Origin of the sequence: Streptomyces sp. NPDC058662, from assembly GCF_042716255.1 — a bacterium.
Lineage (GTDB): Bacteria > Actinomycetota > Actinomycetes > Streptomycetales > Streptomycetaceae > Streptomyces.
Genome location: NZ_JBHXRU010000013.1, coordinates 24,336 through 45,150 on the forward strand (window position 1 = coordinate 24,336; position 20,815 = coordinate 45,150).

Annotated in this window: 11 protein-coding genes; 6 read left to right on the top strand and 5 right to left on the bottom strand. The window is 68.1% G+C overall.

What is annotated here, in order from left to right; genetic code table 11:
• Positions 1-131 precede the first annotated feature (131 nt).
• Positions 132-2,852: a magnesium-translocating P-type ATPase gene (gene mgtA / locus ACFWUQ_RS07690; protein ID WP_384534287.1), complete on the bottom strand. Its 2,721-nt coding sequence runs from the start codon at positions 2,850-2,852 to the stop codon at positions 132-134.
• Positions 2,853-3,414: 562 nt separating this feature from the next.
• Between mgtA and ACFWUQ_RS07695 the strand changes: the two genes are divergently transcribed.
• The 6 genes from ACFWUQ_RS07695 to ACFWUQ_RS07720 all read left to right on the top strand — a co-directional run bounded on the left by ACFWUQ_RS07695 (position 3,415) and on the right by ACFWUQ_RS07720 (position 11,939).
• The gene (locus ACFWUQ_RS07695) at positions 3,415-4,629 is read left to right on the top strand and encodes an ROK family protein (protein WP_384534290.1); all 1,215 of its coding nucleotides are present in this window, start codon (positions 3,415-3,417) and stop codon (positions 4,627-4,629) included.
• A 117-nt stretch (positions 4,630-4,746) separates the two neighbouring features.
• Positions 4,747-5,859, top strand: coding sequence for a sugar ABC transporter substrate-binding protein (locus tag ACFWUQ_RS07700; RefSeq protein ID WP_384534292.1), 1,113 nt, complete (start codon positions 4,747-4,749; stop codon positions 5,857-5,859).
• A gap of 188 nt (positions 5,860-6,047) precedes the next feature.
• Entirely contained in the window at positions 6,048-6,836 is a 789-nt protein-coding gene (locus tag ACFWUQ_RS07705; RefSeq protein WP_384534295.1) for an ATP-binding cassette domain-containing protein, read from the top strand.
• A gap of 26 nt (positions 6,837-6,862) precedes the next feature.
• Complete coding sequence (locus ACFWUQ_RS07710) at positions 6,863-8,152, top strand: sugar ABC transporter permease (RefSeq protein ID WP_384534418.1); 1,290 nt, start codon at positions 6,863-6,865, stop codon at positions 8,150-8,152.
• A gap of 265 nt (positions 8,153-8,417) precedes the next feature.
• The gene (gene dxs / locus ACFWUQ_RS07715) at positions 8,418-10,334 is read left to right on the top strand and encodes a 1-deoxy-D-xylulose-5-phosphate synthase (RefSeq protein WP_384534298.1); all 1,917 of its coding nucleotides are present in this window, start codon (positions 8,418-8,420) and stop codon (positions 10,332-10,334) included.
• A 108-nt stretch (positions 10,335-10,442) separates the two neighbouring features.
• The gene (locus tag ACFWUQ_RS07720) at positions 10,443-11,939 is read left to right on the top strand and encodes an amino acid permease (protein WP_384534301.1); all 1,497 of its coding nucleotides are present in this window, start codon (positions 10,443-10,445) and stop codon (positions 11,937-11,939) included.
• A gap of 91 nt (positions 11,940-12,030) precedes the next feature.
• Here the strand turns inward: ACFWUQ_RS07720 and ACFWUQ_RS07725 are convergent, their stop codons facing one another.
• From ACFWUQ_RS07725 to ACFWUQ_RS07740, 4 genes are all read right to left on the bottom strand, one after another.
• Positions 12,031-13,689: a phosphodiester glycosidase family protein gene (locus ACFWUQ_RS07725; protein ID WP_384534303.1), complete on the bottom strand. Its 1,659-nt coding sequence runs from the start codon at positions 13,687-13,689 to the stop codon at positions 12,031-12,033.
• An 87-nt stretch (positions 13,690-13,776) separates the two neighbouring features.
• A complete protein-coding gene (locus tag ACFWUQ_RS07730; protein ID WP_384534306.1) occupies positions 13,777-16,518 on the bottom strand; it encodes a CDP-glycerol glycerophosphotransferase family protein in 2,742 nt (913 codons plus the stop codon).
• A 51-nt stretch (positions 16,519-16,569) separates the two neighbouring features.
• On the bottom strand, positions 16,570-18,045 hold the full coding sequence (locus ACFWUQ_RS07735) for a glycosyltransferase family 2 protein (protein ID WP_384534309.1): 1,476 nt from the start codon (positions 18,043-18,045) through the stop codon (positions 16,570-16,572).
• Between the two features lie 29 nt (positions 18,046-18,074).
• Positions 18,075-20,813 carry a glycosyltransferase gene (locus ACFWUQ_RS07740; RefSeq protein ID WP_384534311.1) on the bottom strand — a complete coding sequence of 913 codons (2,739 nt, stop codon included), beginning with the start codon at positions 20,811-20,813 and terminating at the stop codon, positions 18,075-18,077.
• Positions 20,814-20,815 lie beyond the last annotated feature (2 nt).

Here is a 20,815-nt window from a genome sequence, read left to right on the forward strand (position 1 = left end):
TACCCCGCCGCCCCGCGCCTCACCCGGGCCGCCATCCCCCCCGCCCCCACAATGACGCGCCCGCGCCCGGCCGCCGGGGCCCGGGGGCCCGGCGCCGGGCCCCCGCGCCCCGGCCCGTACCGCCGGGGCGGCTACAGCCAGGTGCCGAAGCGGCGGATGTACCAGGTCTTCACGGCCTGCGTGAGCGCGCAGTACGCGAGGAGTACGCCGGCCAGCCACGGGAAGTAGCCCGCCGGCAGGGCGACGAAGCCCAGCGAGGGCGCCAGCGGCGAGAAGGGCAGGTACAGCCCGGCCAGCACCGCGACGACGGTCATCGCCATCACCGGCCAGGAGGCGCGGGACTGGATGAAGGGGATCTTCCGGGTACGGATCATGTGGACGACCAGGGTCTGCGAGAGGAGGCCCTCGACGAACCACCCGGACTGGAAGAGGGCCTGGCCCGCCTCGCTGTCGGCACCGAAGACGTTCCACATGATCAGGAACATCGCGATGTCGAAGACCGAGCTGACGGGACCGATGGTGACCATGAAGCGGAGGATGCCCCTGGCGTCCCAGTTGCGGGGCGTGCGCAGGTACTCCTCGTCCATCCGGTCCCACGGCGTCGCGAGCTGGGCGATGTCGTAGACCAGGTTCTGCACCAGCAGCATGATCGCGAGCATGGGCTGGAAGGGGATGAACGCGCTCGCCACCAGCACCGAGAAGACATTGCCGAAGTTCGACGACGCCGTCATCTTGATGTACTTGATCGTGTTGCCGAAAGTGGTCCGACCCTGGACCACACCCCGCTCCAGGACCGTCAGGTCCTTCTCCAGCAGGATGACGTCCGCCGACTCCTTGGCGATGTCGACCGCGGTGTCGACCGAGATGCCGACGTCGGCGTCGCGCAGCGCGGCCGCGTCGTTGATGCCGTCCCCGAGGAAGCCGACCGTGTGTCCGTCCGCCTGCAGGGCGCGCACGATCCGGGCCTTCTGCACCGGGTTGACCTTGGCGAAGACCGTCGTACGGGCGGCCAGCGCGCGCAGCGCCGCGTCGTCGAGCCCGTCGAGCTCGGCTCCGAGCGCCACGTGCCCGACGTCGATGCCGACGTCCGCGCAGACCCGGGCGGCCACCAGGTCGTTGTCGCCGGTCACCACCTTCACCGCGACGCCCTTGTCGGCCAGGCCCTGGAGGGCCCGGGCGGCGTCGGCCTTCGGCGGGTCGAGGAAGGCGAGGAAGCCGACCAGCGTCAGGCCGTCCTCGTCCGCGACGGTGTAGGTGTCGCGCGGAGAGGCGATCGAGCGGGTGGCGACGGCCAGGACCCGCAGGCCCTGCCGGTTGCCGTCCTGCGCGATGCGGCCGACGTGCCGGCGCAGCCGCTCGGTCAGTTCGACCTCGGCGCCCCGGTCCCTCGCGCGGGTGCACAGGGCCAGCACCTCTTCGACGGCGCCCTTGGTGATCATGACGTGCTCGGCGCGGTCGACACCGCCCGGCAGCGGGTCGCGGCTCAGGACCACGGACATCCGGCGCCGCGCGAAGTCGAAGGGGATCTCGTCGACCAGCGAGAACCGCGCGTCGACGACAACCTCCTCGGCCTCGCCGACGCGGTCGATGACCGCCCGGTCCATCAGGTTCCGCAGGCCCGTCTGGAAGTGCGCGTTGAGGTAGCCGTACTGGAGCACCTCGTCGTCCTCGTCGCCGTGCACGTCCAGGTAGCGGTCGAGGACGATCCGGTCCTCGGTGAGGGTCCCGGTCTTGTCCGTGCACAGCACGTCCATGGCGCCGAGGTTCTGGATCGCGTCGAGGCGCTTGACGACGACCTTGTGCCGGGACATGGCCACCGCGCCGCGCGCCAGGTTGGCGGAGACGACCATCGGCAGCATTTCGGGGGTCAGGCCGACCGCAACCGCGACACCGAAGAGGAAGGCTTCGTCCCAGTCGCCCTTGGTGAGCCCGTTGACCATGAAGACGACCGGGACCATGACCAGCATGAACCGGATCAGCAGGAAGCTGACCTTGCGCACGCCCGTGTCGAAGTTGGTCTGCGGGCGATCGCCGACCAGGGAGCCGGCCATGGATCCGAAGTAGGTGTCGGCGCCGGTGGCGACGACCACGCCGACCGCGGTGCCGGAGGTGACCGAGGTCCCCATCAGGACGAGGTTGTCCGCGTCGACGGGGTCGCGGCCCTCCTGCCCGCCGGGGTCCCCCGCCCGGGTGTCGGCCTTGGCGGCGGGCAGGGACTCGCCGGAGAGGGCGGCCTGGCTCACCATCAGGTCCTTCGAGGTGAGGAGCCGCAGGTCGGCCGGGACCAGGTCGCCGGCGGCGAGCTGCACCAGGTCGCCGGGTACCACCTGGTCCATGGGTACCTCGCAGACCGTGGCGGCGGAGCCGCCGGCGTCCCGGCGCCGCACCGCGCAGGTGGTGGTGACGAGCTGCGCCAGCGCGTCGGCGGCGCGCCCCGAGCGGAACTCCTGCCAGAAGCGCAGCAGGCCGCTGACCCCCACCATCACGGAGAGGATGACGACGCCCGGATCGGCGGGGTCCTGCCAGTACATGACGCCGGCGAGGAAGAGGAGGACGCCGATGAAGGGGTTGCAGAACGCCTTCGCCAGCTGGACGAACCAGCGGGGGGCGCGCTCCCGGGCGACGGTGTTGGCGCCGTGGCGCTCCAGGCGCAGAGCCGCCTCGGCGCGGGTGAGTCCGGCGCGCGAGGTGTCCACCTGCTGCAGGACCTGGACAGCGGAGCGGGCGCCGGCCTCGGCGAGGCGCTCGCCGACGAGCCGGGTACGGGACTCCAGCTCGGCGGCCCTGCGCTCACGGCGCGGGCGGCCCGGCGGTGCGAGCTTCACGGGGGTACGGGGGGTGAGCATGGTCATGACGAGAACCTCTCTCCGCGCCGTCCGGGCAGCACGGAGCCGCCCGGTAGCACGGAGTGGTCACGCGTCGGCGCGCTGCGGCCCGGAAGGGGGTCGCGGGCACGCCGACGGGCATGGGTGACGCACGCCGGGCAGGGCTTGCTGCCGGGGCATGCGGGGAAATGCCGAACGGTACGGGACGCGGGGGCCGCGGCCGTGCGCACTCGGGAGAGGTCAGCCGGTCAGGAGATCAGCCGACGAGGGCGCGGCAAGGACTTCGATCGGGACTCATCCCGAACACCTCCTCGCGCAGCGCCGTCATTACAGGGCGCCGGCCCGGCCGGAAAGGCCGCAGATGCTCGGCGCCGGTGCGACCGTAGCACGATCCGACCGGGTGTTCCCTCCCGCTTGCAGCCGATAGCATCCGATTCGTACTGCGTCACCCTCTTGACGTCTCGATGCGTAAAGGCTCGACTTAAGGTTCACAAGTTGGAGAGACGCCGGGTTCTCGGAGTGTGCATCCGCGACGGCCCGGCCGGGGGGCGACGGCTGGCCGTCGCTTATGGGCAGGAGTGGATGAGTCGTGCAGACTCCCGGATCGCAGTCCTCGCTGCATCGGGCGAACCTCGAACGGGTCGTGCGTGCGGTGCGCCTCGCCGGTTCGCTGACCCAGGCGGAGATCGCCCGCAGCACCGGACTGTCGGCGGCCACGGTCTCCAACATCGTCCGCGAGCTCAAGGACAGCGGGACCGTCGAGGTCACGGACACCTCGGCCGGCGGACGCCGGGCCCGCAGCGTCTCCCTCAGCGGGGACGCGGGCATCGTCATCGGCGTGGACTTCGGCCACACCCACCTGCGGGTGGCCGTGGGGAACCTGGCCCACCAGGTACTCGCCGAGGAGGCCGAGCCGCTGGACGTCGACGCCTCCTGGACGGACGGCTTCGACCGGGCCGAGCTGCTGGTGGGACGGCTGATCGCGGGCATAGGGGTGGGCCCGGACAAGGTCATCGGCGTCGGGCTCGGCGTCCCCGGCCCGATCGACGTGGAGTCCGGGACTTTGGGGTCGACCGCCATCCTGCCGGGCTGGGCGGGCATCAACCCGCAGAAGGAGCTCTCGCAGCGCCTCGGGGTGCCGGTGTACGTGGACAACGACGCGAACCTCGGGGCCCTCGGTGAACTCGTCTGGGGGAGCGGCCGGGGAGTGAAGGACCTGGCCTACATCAAGGTGGCCAGCGGCGTCGGCGCCGGACTGGTCATCAACGGCCAGATCTACCGCGGACCCGGCGGTACCGCGGGCGAGATCGGCCACATCACGCTGGACGAATCGGGTCCCGTGTGCCGCTGCGGCAACCGCGGCTGCCTGGAGACCTTCGCCGCCGCCCGGTACGTCCTGCCGCTGCTCCAGGGCACGCACGGGCCGGAGTTGACGATGGAGCGGGTCGTCGAGCTGGCCCGCGGCGGGGACCCGGGCTGCCGCCGCGTCATCACCGACGTGGGCCGCCACATCGGCAGCGGCGTGGCCAGCCTGTGCAACCTCCTGAACCCCAGCCGGGTGGTCCTGGGCGGCTCGCTCGCGGAGGCGGGTGAACTGGTCCTGGCTCCCATCCGTGAATCCGTGGGGAGGTACGCGATTCCCAGCGCGGCCCGGCAGTTGTCGGTGCTCACGGGGTCGTTGGGGGGCCGCGCGGAGGTACTGGGGGCGCTGGCCCTGGTGCTCAGCGAGATGGGCGATTCGACGCTTTTGTCGGACCATGGAAGTGGAGTGCGAGCACCAGCCGTCTTGTCTTCAGGTAGATAACGGATGGCACCGTTGTCATCTCGTTAAGGATTCACTCCTTGACGGCAAAACGCGGCCGGGGTTGACTCACATCCACCTCGGCCGCAGTGTTGCGGCCTCGTCAGGGAGGTTCAAGTAATGAACACGCGTATGCGTAGAGCCGCCGTAGCCGTCGCCGCTGGTGCCATGGCTGTCTCGCTGGCCGCTTGCGGCAGTGCGAAGGAAGCCGGCGGAGGCGCCAAGGAGTCCGGCGCCGACAAGGGCGAAGCCATCAAGGTGGGCCTGCTCCTGCCGGAGAACCAGACCGCGCGCTACGAGAAGTTCGACAAGCCGCTCATCGAGAAGAAGGTCGCCGATCTCACCGGCGGCAAGGGCGAAGTGGTCTACGCCAACGCCAAGCAGGACGCCACCACCCAGAACTCGCAGGTCGACACGATGATCACCAACAAGGTGGACGTCCTGATCATCGACGCGGTGGACTCCAAGGCGATCGCCGGCGCGGTCAAGCGGGCCAAGGACAAGGGCATCCCGGTCGTCGCCTACGACCGCCTGGCCGAGGGCCCGATCGACGCCTACACCTCCTTCGACAACGAAGAGGTCGGCAAGGTCCAGGGCAAGGCGCTGCTGGAGGCGCTGGGCGACAAGGCCAAGTCCGGCCAGATCGTCATGATGAACGGCTCGGTCACCGACCCGAACGCGAAGCTCTTCAAGCAGGGCGCGCACTCCGTCCTCGACGGCAAGGTGAACGTCGGCAAGGAGTACGACACGGTCGAGTGGAAGCCGGAGAACGCCAACACCAACATGGCGGCCGCGCTCTCGGCGATCGGCAAGGACAAGATCGTCGGCGTCTACTCCGCCAACGACGGCATGGCCGGCGGCATCATCACCGCCCTCAAGGCGGCCGGCCTGTCCCCCCTGCCCCCCGTCACCGGTCAGGACGCCGAACTCGCCGGTGTCCAGCGGATCGTCGCGGGTGAGCAGTTCATGAGCGTCTACAAGCCGTACGCCCCCGAGGCCGCGGCCGCCGCCGAGATGGCCGTCGCCCTCGCCAAGGGCGAGAAGATCGACGGGATCATCAACCAGAAGGTCGACAGCCCCACCAACCCGGGCGTCCCCTCCGTGCTGATCCCGGTCGTCTCGCTGACCAAGGCCAACATCAAGGACACCGTCGTCAAGGACGGCGTCTACAAGGTCGAAGAGATCTGCACCGAGAAGTACGCGGCCGCCTGCGCCGCCATCGGCCTGAGCTGAGGCCCCGTCGCCTCGTCCGCGAGGCGGCCCCCGCGCCTGTCCGGCGCCCCGCCCTTCCTTCCCCGCCACCGCGGGGCGCCGGACAGAAACGATTCACCACCCGCTCCACCGTTCCACCGCCCCACCCCCCTATTCGCCCCGCTCCTGCTCTTTTGCACGACATCCCCGCCGGTCAGGCGGCGAAGGAGATGGTTCATGTGTCCGCTGCGCCCGTGCTGGCGTTGCGAGGGGTCTCAAAGCGGTTCGGCGCCGTTCAGGCCCTGACCGACGTAGAACTTGAGATCCACTCCGGCGAGGTGGTCGCCCTGGTAGGCGACAACGGCGCCGGCAAGTCCACGCTGGTCAAGACGATCGCCGGCGTGCACCCCATCGATGACGGCGTCATCGAGTGGGAGGGACGCCCGGTCTCGATCACCAAGCCCCACGACGCCCAGAACCTGGGCATCGCGACGGTCTACCAGGACCTCGCGCTGTGCGACAACATCGACGTCGTCGGAAACCTCTTCCTCGGCCGCGAGCTCAAGCGCCGCGGTGTCCTCGACGAGGTGGAGATGGAGCGCCGCGCCCGCGAGCTCCTGACCACCCTGTCCATCCGGATCCCCAGTGTCCGGATCCCCATCGCCTCGCTCTCGGGCGGCCAGCGCCAGACCGTGGCGATCGCCCGCTCGATGCTGGGCGAGCCCCAGCTCGTGATCCTCGACGAGCCCACCGCCGCCCTCGGCGTCGAGCAGACCGCACAGGTCCTCGACCTCGTGGAGCGGCTGCGCGAGCGCGGCCACGCCGTCATCCTCATCAGCCACAACATGGCCGATGTGAAGGCGGTCGCCGACAAGGTGGCCGTCCTGCGGCTGGGCCGCAACAACGGTGTCTTCAGCGTCGCCGACACCTCGCAGGAAGAGATCATCTCCGCCATCACCGGTGCCACGGACAACGCCGTGACCCGCCGGGCGGCCCGTACCGGGGAGGCCCGCAAGTGAGCACCCAGAACCCTCCCTCCTCTCCGCTGAACAAGGGCCCCGCAGGCCGGGCGGAGCACGTCGACCCGGTCAACCCGGCCGCCGCGCCGGACGCCATCCCGGCGGTGGACCCCCGCCTGCTCGTCCGCGAGCAGGGACTCGGCGGGTACGTGAACGAGTTCGGCCGCAAGCTCAAGGCCGGTGACCTGGGATCCGTACCGGTCGTCCTCGGCCTGATCATCATCTGGTCCATCTTCCAGGGGCTGAACTCGAACTTCCTCTCCCCGGAGAACCTCACCAACATCGCGATCACGATGGTCGCCACCGGCATGATGGCCGTCGGCATCATCTTCGTCCTGCTGCTCGGCGAGATCGACCTCTCGGTCGGCTCGGTGAGCGGCGTCTCGGGCGCGATCGTCGCCGTCCTCGCCGTCACCAACGGCGTGAACGAGTGGCTGGCGATCCTGGCGGCCGTGGCCGGAGGCGCCCTCATCGGCTCCATCCACGGCTTCTTCTTCGCCAGGATCGGTGCCCCGGCCTTCGCGGTCACCCTGTCGGGCCTGCTCTTCTGGTCCGGCGCGATGCTGCAGATCCTCGGCAGCAACGGCACGATCAACCTCGACTCCGAGGGCGTGGTCGGGCAGCTGACCACGTACTTCTTCTCGGACGTGGCCGTCGGCTACGGCCTGGCGGCCATCGCGGTGGCCGGGTACTTCGTCGCCGGCTTCTTCGACGCGCGCCGCCGCGAGGCGGCCGGGATCCCCTCCCGGCCCGTGGGCGAGATCCTGCTGCGCACCGGCGTGCTCGCGGTGTTCACCTTCGGTCCCGCCGTGGTGTTCAACCAGTACAAGGGCCTGCCGCTCGCGGTGGTGCTCTTCCTGCTGGCCCTGGTCGGCACGGACTTCGTACTGCGCCGCACCACCTTCGGCCGCAACGTGTTCGCGCTCGGCGGCAGCGTCGAGGCCTCCCGCCGCGCGGGTATCAACGTCAACGGGGTCCGCATCGCGGTCTTCGCCATCGCGGGCACCTTCGCCGCCATCGGCGGGCTCTTCTGGGCCTCCAAGATCGCGGCGGCCAACCAGAGCGCCGGCGCCGGCGACCTGCTGATGAACGTCATCGCGGCGGCCGTCATCGGCGGCACCAGCCTCTTCGGCGGTCGCGGCCGGACCTGGAACGCCCTCCTCGGCGTCATGGTCATCACCTCGATCCAGTACGGTCTGGCCCTGGAGGGAATCGCGACGCCGATCCAGTACATGATCACCGGTGCGGTGCTGCTGGCCACCGTGGTGATCGACTCGATCACGCGCAAGACCCAGAAGACGGCCGGACGCGCCTAGCGGCGCGTGCGGCGGGGCGCCCCGGCGGGGGCGCCTCCCCGTAAGACCGGTCACAGTGCCCGGTGCCACTCCGTGTGGCACCGGGCACCTGTGCGTACACGTGTGCGTACAGGTGTGCGGGTATACGCCCGTATGTGATGTGTGATGTCCAGGCCCTAAGTACATGTATGACAAAGGTGTGACTCCGCCGGTACGGCCCGATGACCGCCCCGTCGAGCGCCACATTAGACTCGACAGACCAGCAAGCAACTGCAAGGAGGCACGGGTGCTGCTGACCCGCATCAAGGGACCGCGCGATCTGGACCGGCTCAGCCTGGAGGAGCTCGAACAGCTCGCCGCGGAGATCAGGTCCTTCCTCGTCGACGCCGTCTCCAAGACCGGCGGGCACCTCGGCCCCAACCTCGGGGTGGTCGAACTGACGATCGCCCTGCACCGGGTCTTCGACTCGCCCAAGGACAAGGTCCTGTTCGACACCGGTCACCAGGCCTACGTGCACAAGCTGCTCACCGGCCGCCAGGACTTCGGCAACCTGCGCTCCAAGGGCGGCTTGTCCGGCTACCCCTCGCGCGCCGAGTCCGCGCACGACGTGATCGAGAACTCGCACGCCTCCACCGTGCTGGGCTGGGCCGACGGCCTCGCCAAGGCCAACGAGGTGCTCGGCCGCGAGGACCACCACGTCGCCGCCGTCATCGGCGACGGCGCCCTGACCGGCGGCATGGCCTGGGAGGCGCTGAACAACATCGCCGCCGCCAAGGACCGCCCGCTGGTCATCGTCGTCAACGACAACGAGCGCTCGTACGGCCCCACCATCGGCGGCCTCGCGAACCACCTGGCGACCCTGCGCACCACGGACGGCTACGAGCGCTTCCTGGCCCGGGGCAAGGACCTGCTGGAGCGCACCCCGGTCGTCGGGAGGCCGCTCTACGAGACCCTGCACGGCGCGAAGAAGGGCCTCAAGGACTTCATCGCCCCGCAGGGCATGTTCGAGGACCTGGGCCTGAAGTACATCGGGCCCATCGACGGCCACGACATCGAGGCCCTGGAATCGGCCCTGCAGCGCGCCAAGCGCTTCAGCGGCCCGGTCATCGTGCACTGCCTCACCCAGAAGGGCCGGGGCTACGAGCCGGCCGTCCAGGACGAGGCGGACCGCTTCCACGCGGTCGGCGTGATCCACCCGGACACCGGCCTGCCCGTCTCCACCGACGCGGCCAGCTGGACCTCCGTCTTCGCCGACGAGATGGTCAAGCTCGGCAAGGAGCGCGAGGACATCGTCGCGATCACCGCGGCCATGCTCCAGCCCGTGGGCCTCAAGAAGTTCGCGGACGCCTATCCGGACCGGATCTTCGACGTCGGCATCGCCGAGCAGCACGGCGCCACCTCGGCGGCCGGCCTGGCCACCGGCGGCGCCCACCCGGTCTTCGCGGTGTACGCGACCTTCCTCAACCGCGCCTTCGACCAGGTCCTGATGGACGTGGCCCTGCACAAGTGCGGGGTCACCTTCGTCCTGGACCGGGCCGGCGTCACGGGTACGGACGGCGCCTCCCACAACGGTATGTGGGACATGTCGATCATGCAGGTCGTGCCCGGCCTGCGCCTCGCCGCCCCGCGCGACGCGGAGCAGCTGCGCGCCCAGCTGCGCGAGGCCGTCCAGGTCGAGGACGCGCCGACCGTGGTGCGGTACTCCAAGGGCGTTGTCGGCCCGGCCGTTCCGGCCGTCGGCCGGATCGGCGGCATGGACGTGCTGCGCGCGCCCGGCGCCGACGTCACCCGACCGGACGTACTCCTCGTCTCGGTCGGCGCGCTGGCCCCGATGTGCCTGGACATCGCCGACCTGCTGGACAAGCAGGGCATCACCACCACTGTGGTCGACCCGCGCTGGGTCAAGCCGGTGGACGAGGCGCTGGCCCCGCTCGCCGAACGCCACCGCGTCGTCGTCACGGTCGAGGACAACGGCCGTACCGGCGGTGTGGGCTCCGCCGTCGCGCAGGCCCTGCGGGACGCGGGGGTGGACGTACCGCTGCGCGACTTCGGGATTCCGCAGCGCTTCCTCGACCACGCCTCCCGCAAGGAGGTCATGGCCGAGATCGGGCTGACCGCGCCGGACATCGCCCGGCAGGTCACGGGCCTGGTGGCCAAGCTCGACGGGCGCTACGACAGCGAGCCGGCCGCCGCCGTCGACTAGCCCGACCGGGGGTCGTAGATCGACGCGCGGTTGCACGTCACGGGCCGGGAGATCACCCTTTGAGGAGGGTGGGCCTCCCGGCCCGTTCCCGTCTTGGGAGGTGCGTCGGTGAGTACGGATCTGAACAGTCCCTTCCGCACCAAGTCGGTCGAACAGTCCATCCGGGACACCGAGGAACCGGAGCACGCGCTCCGTAAATCGCTCTCCGCCTGGGACCTGACCGTGTTCGGCGTCGGCGTCATCATCGGCACCGGCATCTTCGTCCTCACGGGCATCGCCGCCCGGAACAACGCCGGACCCGCGACGGCACTCGCCTTCGTGGCGGCGGGCATCGTCTGCGCCCTCGCGGCGCTCTGCTACGCGGAGTTCGCGTCCACCGTGCCGGTGGCGGGCTCGGCGTACACCTTCGCGTACGCGTCCATCGGCGAGCTGCCCGCCTGGATCATCGGGTGGGACCTGGTGCTCGAATTCGCGCTGGGCACCGCCGTGGTCGCCGTCGGCTGGTCCGGCTACGTCCGGAACCTGATGGAGACCAACCTGGGCTGGGACATGCCCGTCGCGCTGTCCGGACCGGACGCGGGAGGCACCTTCGACCTGCTGGCCTTCCTGCTGATCCTGGTGCTGACCGCGGTGCTGGTGATCGGGACGAAGCTCTCCGCCCGGATCACCGCGATCGTGGTCGCCATCAAGGTGACCGTGGTGATGCTGGTCATCGTCGCGGGCCTGTTCTTCATCAAGGCGGACAACTACTCCCCGTTCATCCCCCCGGCCCAACCGCAGGAGGCGGGCGGCGGGGTCCACGCGCCCCTCGTCCAGCTGCTCTTCGGGTACGCGCCCACCAACTTCGGCGTGATGGGCATCTTCACGGCGGCCTCGCTCATCTTCTTCGCCTTCATCGGCTTCGACGTGGTGGCCACGGCGGCCGAGGAGACCAAGAACCCCCAGCGGGACATGCCGCGCGGCATCCTGGGCTCGCTGATGATCTGCACCGTGCTGTACGTCGCCGTGACGCTCGTGGTCACCGGCATGCAGCACTACACGGAGATGTCGCCGTCGGCGCCGCTCGCCGAGGCCTTCAAATCCGTGGGCCAGCCCTTCTTCGCCGGTGCCATCAGCCTCGGGGCGTCCGTCGGGTTGATCACCGTGTGCATGATCCTGCTGCTCGGGCAGACCCGCGTGTTCTTCGCGATGAGCCGTGACGGCCTCCTGCCGCGCGTCTTCTCCGTCACGCACCCCAAGTACCGCACCCCCTACCGGGCGACGGTCCTGCTCGGTGTGGTCATCGCGGTCCTCGCGGGCTTCACCAGCCTGGAGAAGCTCGCGGAACTGGTGAACATCGGAACCCTGTTCGCCTTCGTGATCGTCGCCCTCGGCGTGATCATCATGCGCCGGACCCGCCCCGACCTGCACCGGGCCTTCCGCACCCCCTGGGTGCCGCTGGTCCCGATCCTGTCGATCGCGGCGTCGCTCTGGCTCATGCTCAACCTGCCGGCCGAGACCTGGATCCGCTTCGGGATCTGGATGGCCGTCGGCATCGTCGTCTACTTCCTCTACGGACGCGGCCACAGCCGCCTCGGCCGCACGGGCCGCGACGCCAAGTTCTAGGCGCGGTCCAGGCAGCGGATCGAGCCGTGAACGGCCCCGCGCGGCCGTTCACGGCTCGATCCTTGCGTATGCCGTTCCTGCGGCCGGCGACTCAGAGCTGTGGCACCACGACGATCGCGTTGCTGACCTTGCGTTCGGTCGAGCGTCTACCCCAGTCGTCCATGGGGCGGTTGGCGACATCTCCGTCGATCACCATCGTCGTGTCACCTCCGCTGCCCAGCCCGATGGCTTCGGTGGCTCCCAGCCACTTCATCACCGCCGCGGCCTCCGTCCAGGTGACACCGACGCTGCTGTCGACAGCACGCCCGTCGACGGTCACCAGAAGCACCTCACCGGACTCGGTGACCCCTGCCATCGTGCGGGGATGACGCTGGACCAGCGTCATGTTCGGCTCTCCGTTGAGGCTCGTCAGACCGTTGGCGGCGACGTTCACGAAGATCTCGCCACCCCGCACCAGCGCGGGGCCGCCACCTGCCACCGCTGAAAGGGCCGGGCCGGCCACCACACCTCCGTCGGCGTCTCTGATCGTCGCACCGAACTTGAAGGAGGCGCCGACGGCGGCTCCGGTCCTCAGCCACTCGGCCCCGGCGCCGATGCCCTGCAGCACTCGGGATCCGGCGGGGATGGCGCCGCCGGCCGGCGACCGGACCTCCTTGACCACCCATTCATCGGTCAGGACGACATCGACGCTGTCGGTCACGCCCGTGTGCGGAGTGGGGGTCGAACGCCCCCACTCCGGACGGAACATGACGATCTCGTTGGCATCCAGACACAGTTGGTTGCGCCACGGCTTGAGCGTCGGCTTCTTCGACCCGCTGGGCCCGAGCTGGTCTCCCCCCACCCCACCGCACCCCGCGACGCGTCCGGGTACGCGGTTGACTCCGTCGATCGCACGGACTCTGCCGTCGGGCGCCGTCACCTGCAGGGTGGAAGTGGTCTCGGTGACCCGCAGTCGAGCACCCGTACCTTGGAGCAGGAGGGCGGAACGCCCGTTGTTGGCAGCTCCCAACAGGACGCCGTCCTTCACGTACAGCCCCTGCGGCACTCCTTCGAAACCGGAGAATCCGGGCGAGGTACGGATGTCGAACTCCGAACCGTTGACGGCCGCGACAGCCCCACTCGCCGCCGCCATGCGGTGCACCGTCTCGGAAGTGGCGATGTCGCTGCCGTGAACCGCCCTGAAGCTGACGGCGGCTGTCGGCGCGACACGCACCACGTGCACCTTCCACGGCCCGTCGCTCGGCAGGCCGTCCAAAGCCGTGTAGACGACCCGGGCGCCGTACCCCTTCTCCCGCACCCGGCCCGCGAGCCGATCGACGCCCGCCTTGTTCTCGGGAGGGAAGGATCCGACCCGCACGCCGTAGCCGATCACCGTGCCGGGGGTGTCGGAGGAGGCGGGGGAGAAGAACGTGGCGAGGGTCCCGGTGAAGCCATCCGCCTCCAACTCGGTGACGAACTCCTCCGCGATGCTCTTGTTGCCGAAGGTCTCGACTCCATTCCGCCGTACCCAGACAGTCCAACGGTCCGACGGGGCGCCCTGCGTGAACGTCTGGTAGCTGACTCCGGGGGCCGGCGTCGTGACCGGGCTCGCCCGCGTCTGCAACCCGTCGGGTCCCAACGGCATACGGCCGCCGTACGTGGCCGGCGCCGCTTCCGGCGGAGCCGGGAACATCAGCAACGCGGCCACGATTCCCGACGCGGCGAGGAACAGGAGAACGAGCCGGCCCCGTCCACCGAAAAAGGCTCTCACGACGCGTTCCCCCTACAGTTCCCGCCGGGACGACGGCATGGCCTTACGGATGGTGGTGCCCTTCGTGCGCGGGATCGGCTCGCTCCTTCACCGGTCCGATGCCGCGAGTTCCTCCAGCGCGGCCGTCGCACGGGCGCAGTTGTTCCGGTCCTCGAAGGCGAAGAACGACCGTGCCCGGTAGTCGTACTCCGGCTCACGCGCGCACGCGTTGCCGAGGTAGCGGATCACTTCGTTCACCACTTGCTCCACATTGCCGCACACGGGCCCGAACCCGTCGCGCTCCGCCTCGAAGTATCCCTTCCTCGCATGCTTCGCCCAGTACTCGTCCGGGTCGAATCGTGCGTAGATGAGCGGCGTGCCGAGATAGGCCATGTCGAAGTGGACCGAGGACCAGTCCGTGATGAACAGGTCGCACTGGCGGAGGGCGGTCTGGACGCTGACCTTCGTCTGGTCCAGGCGCTGCACACGGGGGTGGTCCGGTACGACCCCGTCGATCATGTTCCGCATCTCGTAGTGCGGAAGGAAGTCGAGCGCGTAGTCGTAGTACTCCAGCGCCTTCATGAGTCTCGGGTCACGCAGCAACTGCACCATGAACTCCCGGTAGGTCGACTCCCGGAAGATCTCGTTGACTGCGTCCTGGTCGGCCCCGTCCTGCTGGAGGTAGGAGGGAATCGTCAGGTACTTGCGCCAGGTGGGCATCAGCAGGATCCGGCGACGGCCGCGATCCGGCTGCAACGCGTCGAAGCGCGGGAAGCCCAGAGCCTTGGCCGTCTCTCCGTAGTGCATGTGATCGGAGAAGTACCCGGCTTCCCGGTCGCTGGTCGCGAAGAGCAGGTCCACACCGGTCCGGTTGCGGTGCAGGGCCTTGCTGCCGTCCTCATCGGTGACCCCGTGCTGCAGGAAGACTCGACGGGCCCCCACGCGCCAGTTGAGGTGCTTGAGGTACTTCGTACGGTCCCAGCCGTCGGGGAGCATGTACGAATCGATGTCGTAGGCGTTGATCAGGAGCTCCGCGTGGAGCATGAGCAGCTTGTGCTTCCACGAACTGTGCGCGACCACGTTGCCCAGAGGCTTCAGCTTCGCCCGGTCCGCGCTGCCCTTCTCGATGATGTAGTACACCTTGCGACGGCGCTCGTGCTTACGCAGGTACGTGAAGAGGTGCAGGCTGTTGTCCTGCGCGGTGTCCTTGCGCTCTCCGATCAGCCAGATCTCCTTGCGCCGGAAGTAGGAGAGAGTGGCACGCCTGATCGCGCGCGCACGCCAGAAGGGTGCCTTGCGCTTCTTCTGTTCGCGGTCCAGGCCCTCCAGGAATTCTTCCCACGCCTTGTCCCCGCCCCCGCCCTGTGCCTCCCGGACGAGCAGCACCGCGTTGTCCCTGCCCTTCGAGAGCGGCAGGACCCAGTGGTCGGCGACCTTCATACCCCGGGCGCCGCGCAGCATCGCGGTCGTGGTCATGCAAGGGCGCGACACGTCACGTCCGGAGGTGCAGAACACCAGCTTCAGGGGGAACTCGCCGCTCTTGACGGTCCCCACGGGGACGATCGCCTCGAATCCGCCCCATTCGAGATCGTCGCGTGTCGCCTTCAGGTCGCTGCGCCGGACCTGCTGCGCCGTGACCATCTGGCCGCTCTTCTCCACCCACAACTTCATGGGGTTGCGCATGGGGCCGTTCATCGGGAGCCCGTTGAGGACGAATCGGCCGGCGACAAGGACGCCACCTGACGCGTGATCGGCCTGCACGCGTTCCACGTGCACGCTGGAGGAGGAGACCTTGGTGAGCGGAATCAGCGCGCTCGGTACCGACAGGTCGAGATAGAGGTCTCCACCTCGTCCGTACACGCCGCTGACCGTCTGCTCCGGCCGGGCGAAGAGGTCGAACCAGTTCATGTACATCGCCACGAACGGCACCCGGTGGCGTGTGTCGATGGTGGAGGCCAGGACCGCGTCGGGGGTCAGTTGGGTGTAGACCGCGCGGGCTCGCTGGAAGAGCTGCAACAGCTCCGCCTCGGGCATGACCTGGGGTGCACGCAGGGAGAAGCCCTGGTAACTGCGCACCAGGAACCGGTTCAGCACCTCCTGGCGATGGCCCGACAGGCGAGGGCGGAGCGTCATCAGGTACTCCTCCAGGAGGAGGTGGTCCCAGTAGTTCTCCTTGCGCTCCCACAGCTTGTCCATCGTGGAATCCGCTGCGGCGCGCTTACGGTACTTGTAGACCGTGGTGGGGATCGTCGCGATACGGTCCGCGAGCAGCATGGCCGGAAGAGAGAAGAAGGCGTCCTCGAAGTGCACCCCTTCGCGGAACCGGATGTTGTTGGCCCGGAGGAATTCGACGTCGAAAAGCTTGTGGCAGGCGCTGCCGCCGTGAATCATCTCCGGAATGTTCTCGATTCCGGGATGCACCTGGACACTCTTCTCCAGGTATCGGAGCCAGGGCCAGTTGGTCGGCTCGGGAAAAGTCTCCATCCGGCCGATGGCGAGCGGAACATTTTCCTTGACCATGGTCTGCCACATGGTTTCGAGAGCGTTCTCGGGCAGCACGTCATCGGAGTCGCAGAAGGTGATGTACCGGGCGCTGGCCAGATCCATTCCCGCGTTCCGGGCGCCGCCGGCCTTCCCCTCGGCGTGGGTGAAGGCCCATACGTTCTGGTACTGCGACGCGAATGCCGTAGCAATGGCAGGAGAGTTGTCGTGGCTGCCGTTGTCGACCAGAATCACCTGGCAGCGGCCAAATATGGTTTGGCGGGCCAGGGAGTCCAGGCATTCGGGGAGGTACCGCTCCACGTTGTAGATGGGGACGACGACAGCCACGTCGTAGATGGGATCGAACACTTATGAACTCCTACTTCCTGCCACATACCCCATTTCTGGAGCGCATCCTGATCAGGTTTGGTTGGACTCGATGACGAGTTGGGCGTTGCCACCCTCGGCCGTGACGCTCGCGAGGCCGTGGAACCCGCCGAAGCGTGACCGCTGAGTCAGTCCCGGGGATACGGCACAGGGGCGAGAGACGTCCCTCCCCTCGGTGCACAGCACGAGACGGATCGGGAAGGATCCCGCCGGGAACTCCCGAAGGTCGAGGGCAACGCTGAAGGTCGCACCGGACTGGCCCGCCGAGTTGCGGACCTGCCCGTGGTTCAGTGCGGGGAAGGTCTTGCCGCTCCGCTCGAACCAGACCTTGAGCTCCAGCTTCTCCAGCAGTTCGTCAGGCAGTCCGTTGACCGAGAACCGTCCTTGGATGACAGCACTCCCGCCCTCCCCGTCGGACACTTCCTCGATACGGGAGGAAACCGACGTGACCTTGGTCAGGGGGAGTGCCCAGGAAGTTCCCGGGTAGTCGATGTAGAGGTCTCCCTCGCGTCCGAAGAGCGGTCCGAGGACGGAAGCCGGTCGTTGGAAGAGGTCGAAGTCACCGAAGTGCAGTGCGAGATAGGGGAGGCGGTGCCTGGTGTCATTCGTGCTCCGTGCGAACTGCTCCGACGTGATACCCCAGAAGAGCACGCGGCAGCGCTCGAAGAGCTGCCGGCAGTCGGAGTCGTTGAAGACCAGGGGCGCCCGCAGCAAGAAGCCCTGCATGCTGCGGATCAGGAACCTTTCGAGGGTCTCCTGCTGGTAGGGCGAGAGCCCCGGGCGCATCCCCGCGAGGTACTCCAGCATCACCAGGTGGTCCACGTAGTTCTGCGGAAGGCTCCAGATGGTGTCCATGACGGACGTGCCGTCGCCGCGGCTGCGGTACTCGTAGACGGGGGCGTCGACCAGCGAGATGCGGTCCGACGCGAGCAGAGCGGGAAGGGAGACGTAGGCGTCTTCAAAGGCTGTGGCGGTACCGAACCGGATCCCGCGGGAGCGCAGCAGGTCGAGGTCGAAGATCTTGTTCCAGCACGACGCCGAGTGAATCAGGTCAGGGATGTCGACGATGCTGCCCACCGTCTTGACGGTCTTGCCGAAGTACTTGTGCCAAGGCGACTTGACCGGTTTCGGCACACGCTTGTCGCGGCCCACGACCACGGTGGCCCTGGTTTTGACGATCGTGTTCCGCAGCACCTCCAGGGACCGCTCGGGCACGACGTCGTCGGCGTCCCAGAAGACGATGTACGGGGTCGTGGCCATGTCCATGCCCATGTTGCGCGCGTCGCCGGCCCTGCCGTGTGGCTGCGAGACCAGTTCGACATTGGGGTGCCGACTCGCGAAATCGTGTGCGATGCTCACCGAATGGTCGACGCTGCCGTTGTCGACCAAAATGACGCGCGCCCGCGAGAAGGCCGTCTGCGCGACCACCGAGTCCAGAAATTCCGAGAAGAACTTCTGGACATCGCGAAAGGGCACGACAATCGTCACGTCGGGGTTACCTTGGGACATATTTCCTCCTTACAGGCGGCATGAATGATTCAACTCCGGACGAGTCGTTCGATCGCTTCCGCTGCCCTCGCGTTGTTCTCTCGGTCCTGGTGCTCGAAGAACCTCTGCACCCTCCGCAGATACTGGGGCTCTCTCTCGCAGCCGCCCTGTATGTAGCGGATCACTTCGTGCACCACTTCCTCGACGGATTCACCGACCGGTCCGAATCCGTCACGCCGCGCGTCGAAATATCCCTTCTGGTAATGCCCGCCCCAATATTCCTCGGCGTCGAACTGCGCATAGATCAGCGGGGTTCCGAGGTAGGCGACGTCGAAGGCCGTGGAGGACCAGTCCGTGATGAAGAGATCGCAGCTCCTCATCGCTTCCTGCACCCTGACCTTGTTCTGATCCACGATCCTAACCCGGTGCTGCTCCCGCGGCGCCATCTCGCCGACCATCCCGCGCATTTCGTAGTGAGGAAGAAAGTCCAGGCTGTAGTCGAATTCCTCCAGTGCCGCCAGCAGGTCGGGGTCGTTCAGAAAACGGACCATGAAATCACGGTAGCTGGAAGCGAGGAACCGTTCACGCACGGCCTGCTTCTCCTCCCGCCCGCCACCGCCGCGACTGTACGAGGGGACCGTCAGGTAGGCGCGCCACGTCGGCATGAACAGGATCCTGCGCCCGCCGCGGTTGGGGACCAGCGCGTCGAAACGGGGGAAGCCCGAGACCGCCACCTGGCCCTCGTAGCCGAGCTCCTCGGACAGGAAGCGGCCCTCGTGCCGGCTCACCGCGAGGATGAGGTCGACTCCCGTGCGGTTGCGATGCAGACCCTTGCTGACGTCCTTGTCCGTCACGCCGTGCTGAAGGAACACCCGGCGGGCGCCCACGCGCCAGCTCAGGTGCTTGAGATAACGGGTCCGGTCCCAACCGTCGGGCAGCATGTAGGTGTCCACGTCATAGGCATTGATCAACACCGATGCGTGCAGCATCAACAGCTTGTGCTTCCAGGAGCTGTGGGCGACGACATGGCCGAGACCCGCCAGGTGCGCGCGGTCGGGGCTGTCGGCCCGGATGACGTAGTACGCCCCCCGCCGCTTCTCGTCGGTACGCGCGTGCCTGAACAGGTGCCAGCCGTTGTCCTGCGCGGTGTCGCCCCGCTCGCCGAACAACCAGATGTCCCTGCCGAGGAAGAGCGGTTTCGTGAGCAGTCGCGCGAGGCGCTGTTTCCAGAAGGGCCGTCTGCGCAGCACGTGCTTGGCGTCCTTGACGAGGAGGCCGTGCCGGATGCTCCGCTTGTCGGACCCCCGAGAGGTTCTGGAGACCATCAGGACAGCGCGGTTCTTTCCCCTCCAGTGCGGCACCACCCGCAGCGCACCGTCTTCGACGACGCGCGCCCCGCGCAGGAAACCGGCAGCGACCAAGCACGGGGTCACCACCTGGCCGTCCCCGGTGTCGAGGACGAACTCAAGGTCGTGCATCCCGTTCCGCAAGGCGTCGAGGGGCAGGTCGGCGGTGAAACCGCCCCACTCCGTGTCGGGCCGGATGTTCTTCATGTCACGCCGGCGGACCTGCGTGGCGGGCACGCTGAGGCGACTTCCCCGAACGCGCAGGCCGAGGGCCCCCGGCAGGGGCCGGACCAAGGGCATGCCGCAGACCTCGAACCGGCCCGAGATCCGCAGCAACCCTGTGCCGGGCACCTGGCGCACGTGCTCCAGATGGGCTGTGAAGGGAGTGGCTTCCGCCACGGGGGAGAGCCCGTCCGGAACCTCGTCGGTGAAGTAGGGACGCCCGTCGCGCGCCGAGATCTTGCGCAGCGTGGCCGCCCGATCCGCGAAGAGCCCGAAATCTCCGGTCATGAACGCGAAATAGGCCACCCGGTGTCGCCCGTCGGCGGTGGCTCGGGCGACCACGTCGGGAGAGACATCGCGATAGATCGCCCGGCATCGCGCATAGAGCTCTTCGAGTTCCGCTCCCTGGAAGAGCTCGGGCGCCCTGAGCGCGAATCCCTGGTAGCTCCGTACGAGGAAGAGGTCCAGCACGGCTCGTGCGGAATCTGGTAGCGCCAGCCCCAGGTGGCGCAGGTATTCAACAAGGTAGAGATGGTCCCAGTAGTTCTGCCGCCGTGTCCAGATCGCATCCATGGTCGAATTCCCCGCAGCGCGCTTGCGGTACTTGTAGACGCAGGCGTCGACCAGGGCGAGCCGAGTGGCAAGGACGAGCGCGGAGACGCCGACGTAGGCGTCCTCGAAGTGGACGCCTTCCGCGAAGCGGATGTCGTGGGACCGTAGGTATGAGACGTCGAAGAGCTTGTTGCAGGCACTCGCACTGTGGACGAGTTCAGGCATATCGGCAATGCTGCTGAACGCCCTGTCACCGTTTCCGAAATGGCTTTTCCAGGCCCAGTTGGTCTTCTTCGGAAACGTCTCCATCGCCCCGATCACGACCTGGGCCCCGGTCGTCAGCGAAGCCTCCAGCATGAGCTGGAGAGCCGTGGGAGGGAGGACGTCGTCAGAATCGCAGAACGTGATGCGCGCGCCGGTGGCCCAGTCCAGTCCGAGGTTCCTCGCCGCTCCGGCCCCACCCCCGCGGCGCACGAGTACGGTCACGTTCGCGTGCCTTCGGGCGAACTCCGCACAGAGCCGGTAGGAGCCGTCCGTGCTGCCGTTGTCGATGAGCAGGACCTCGCAGCGCTCAAAGATCGTCTGTGCCTCGATGGAGTCCAGGCATTCCTGGAGGTACTGCTCCACGTTGTATACCGGAACCACCAGGGTGACATCGTAAGAAATCATGT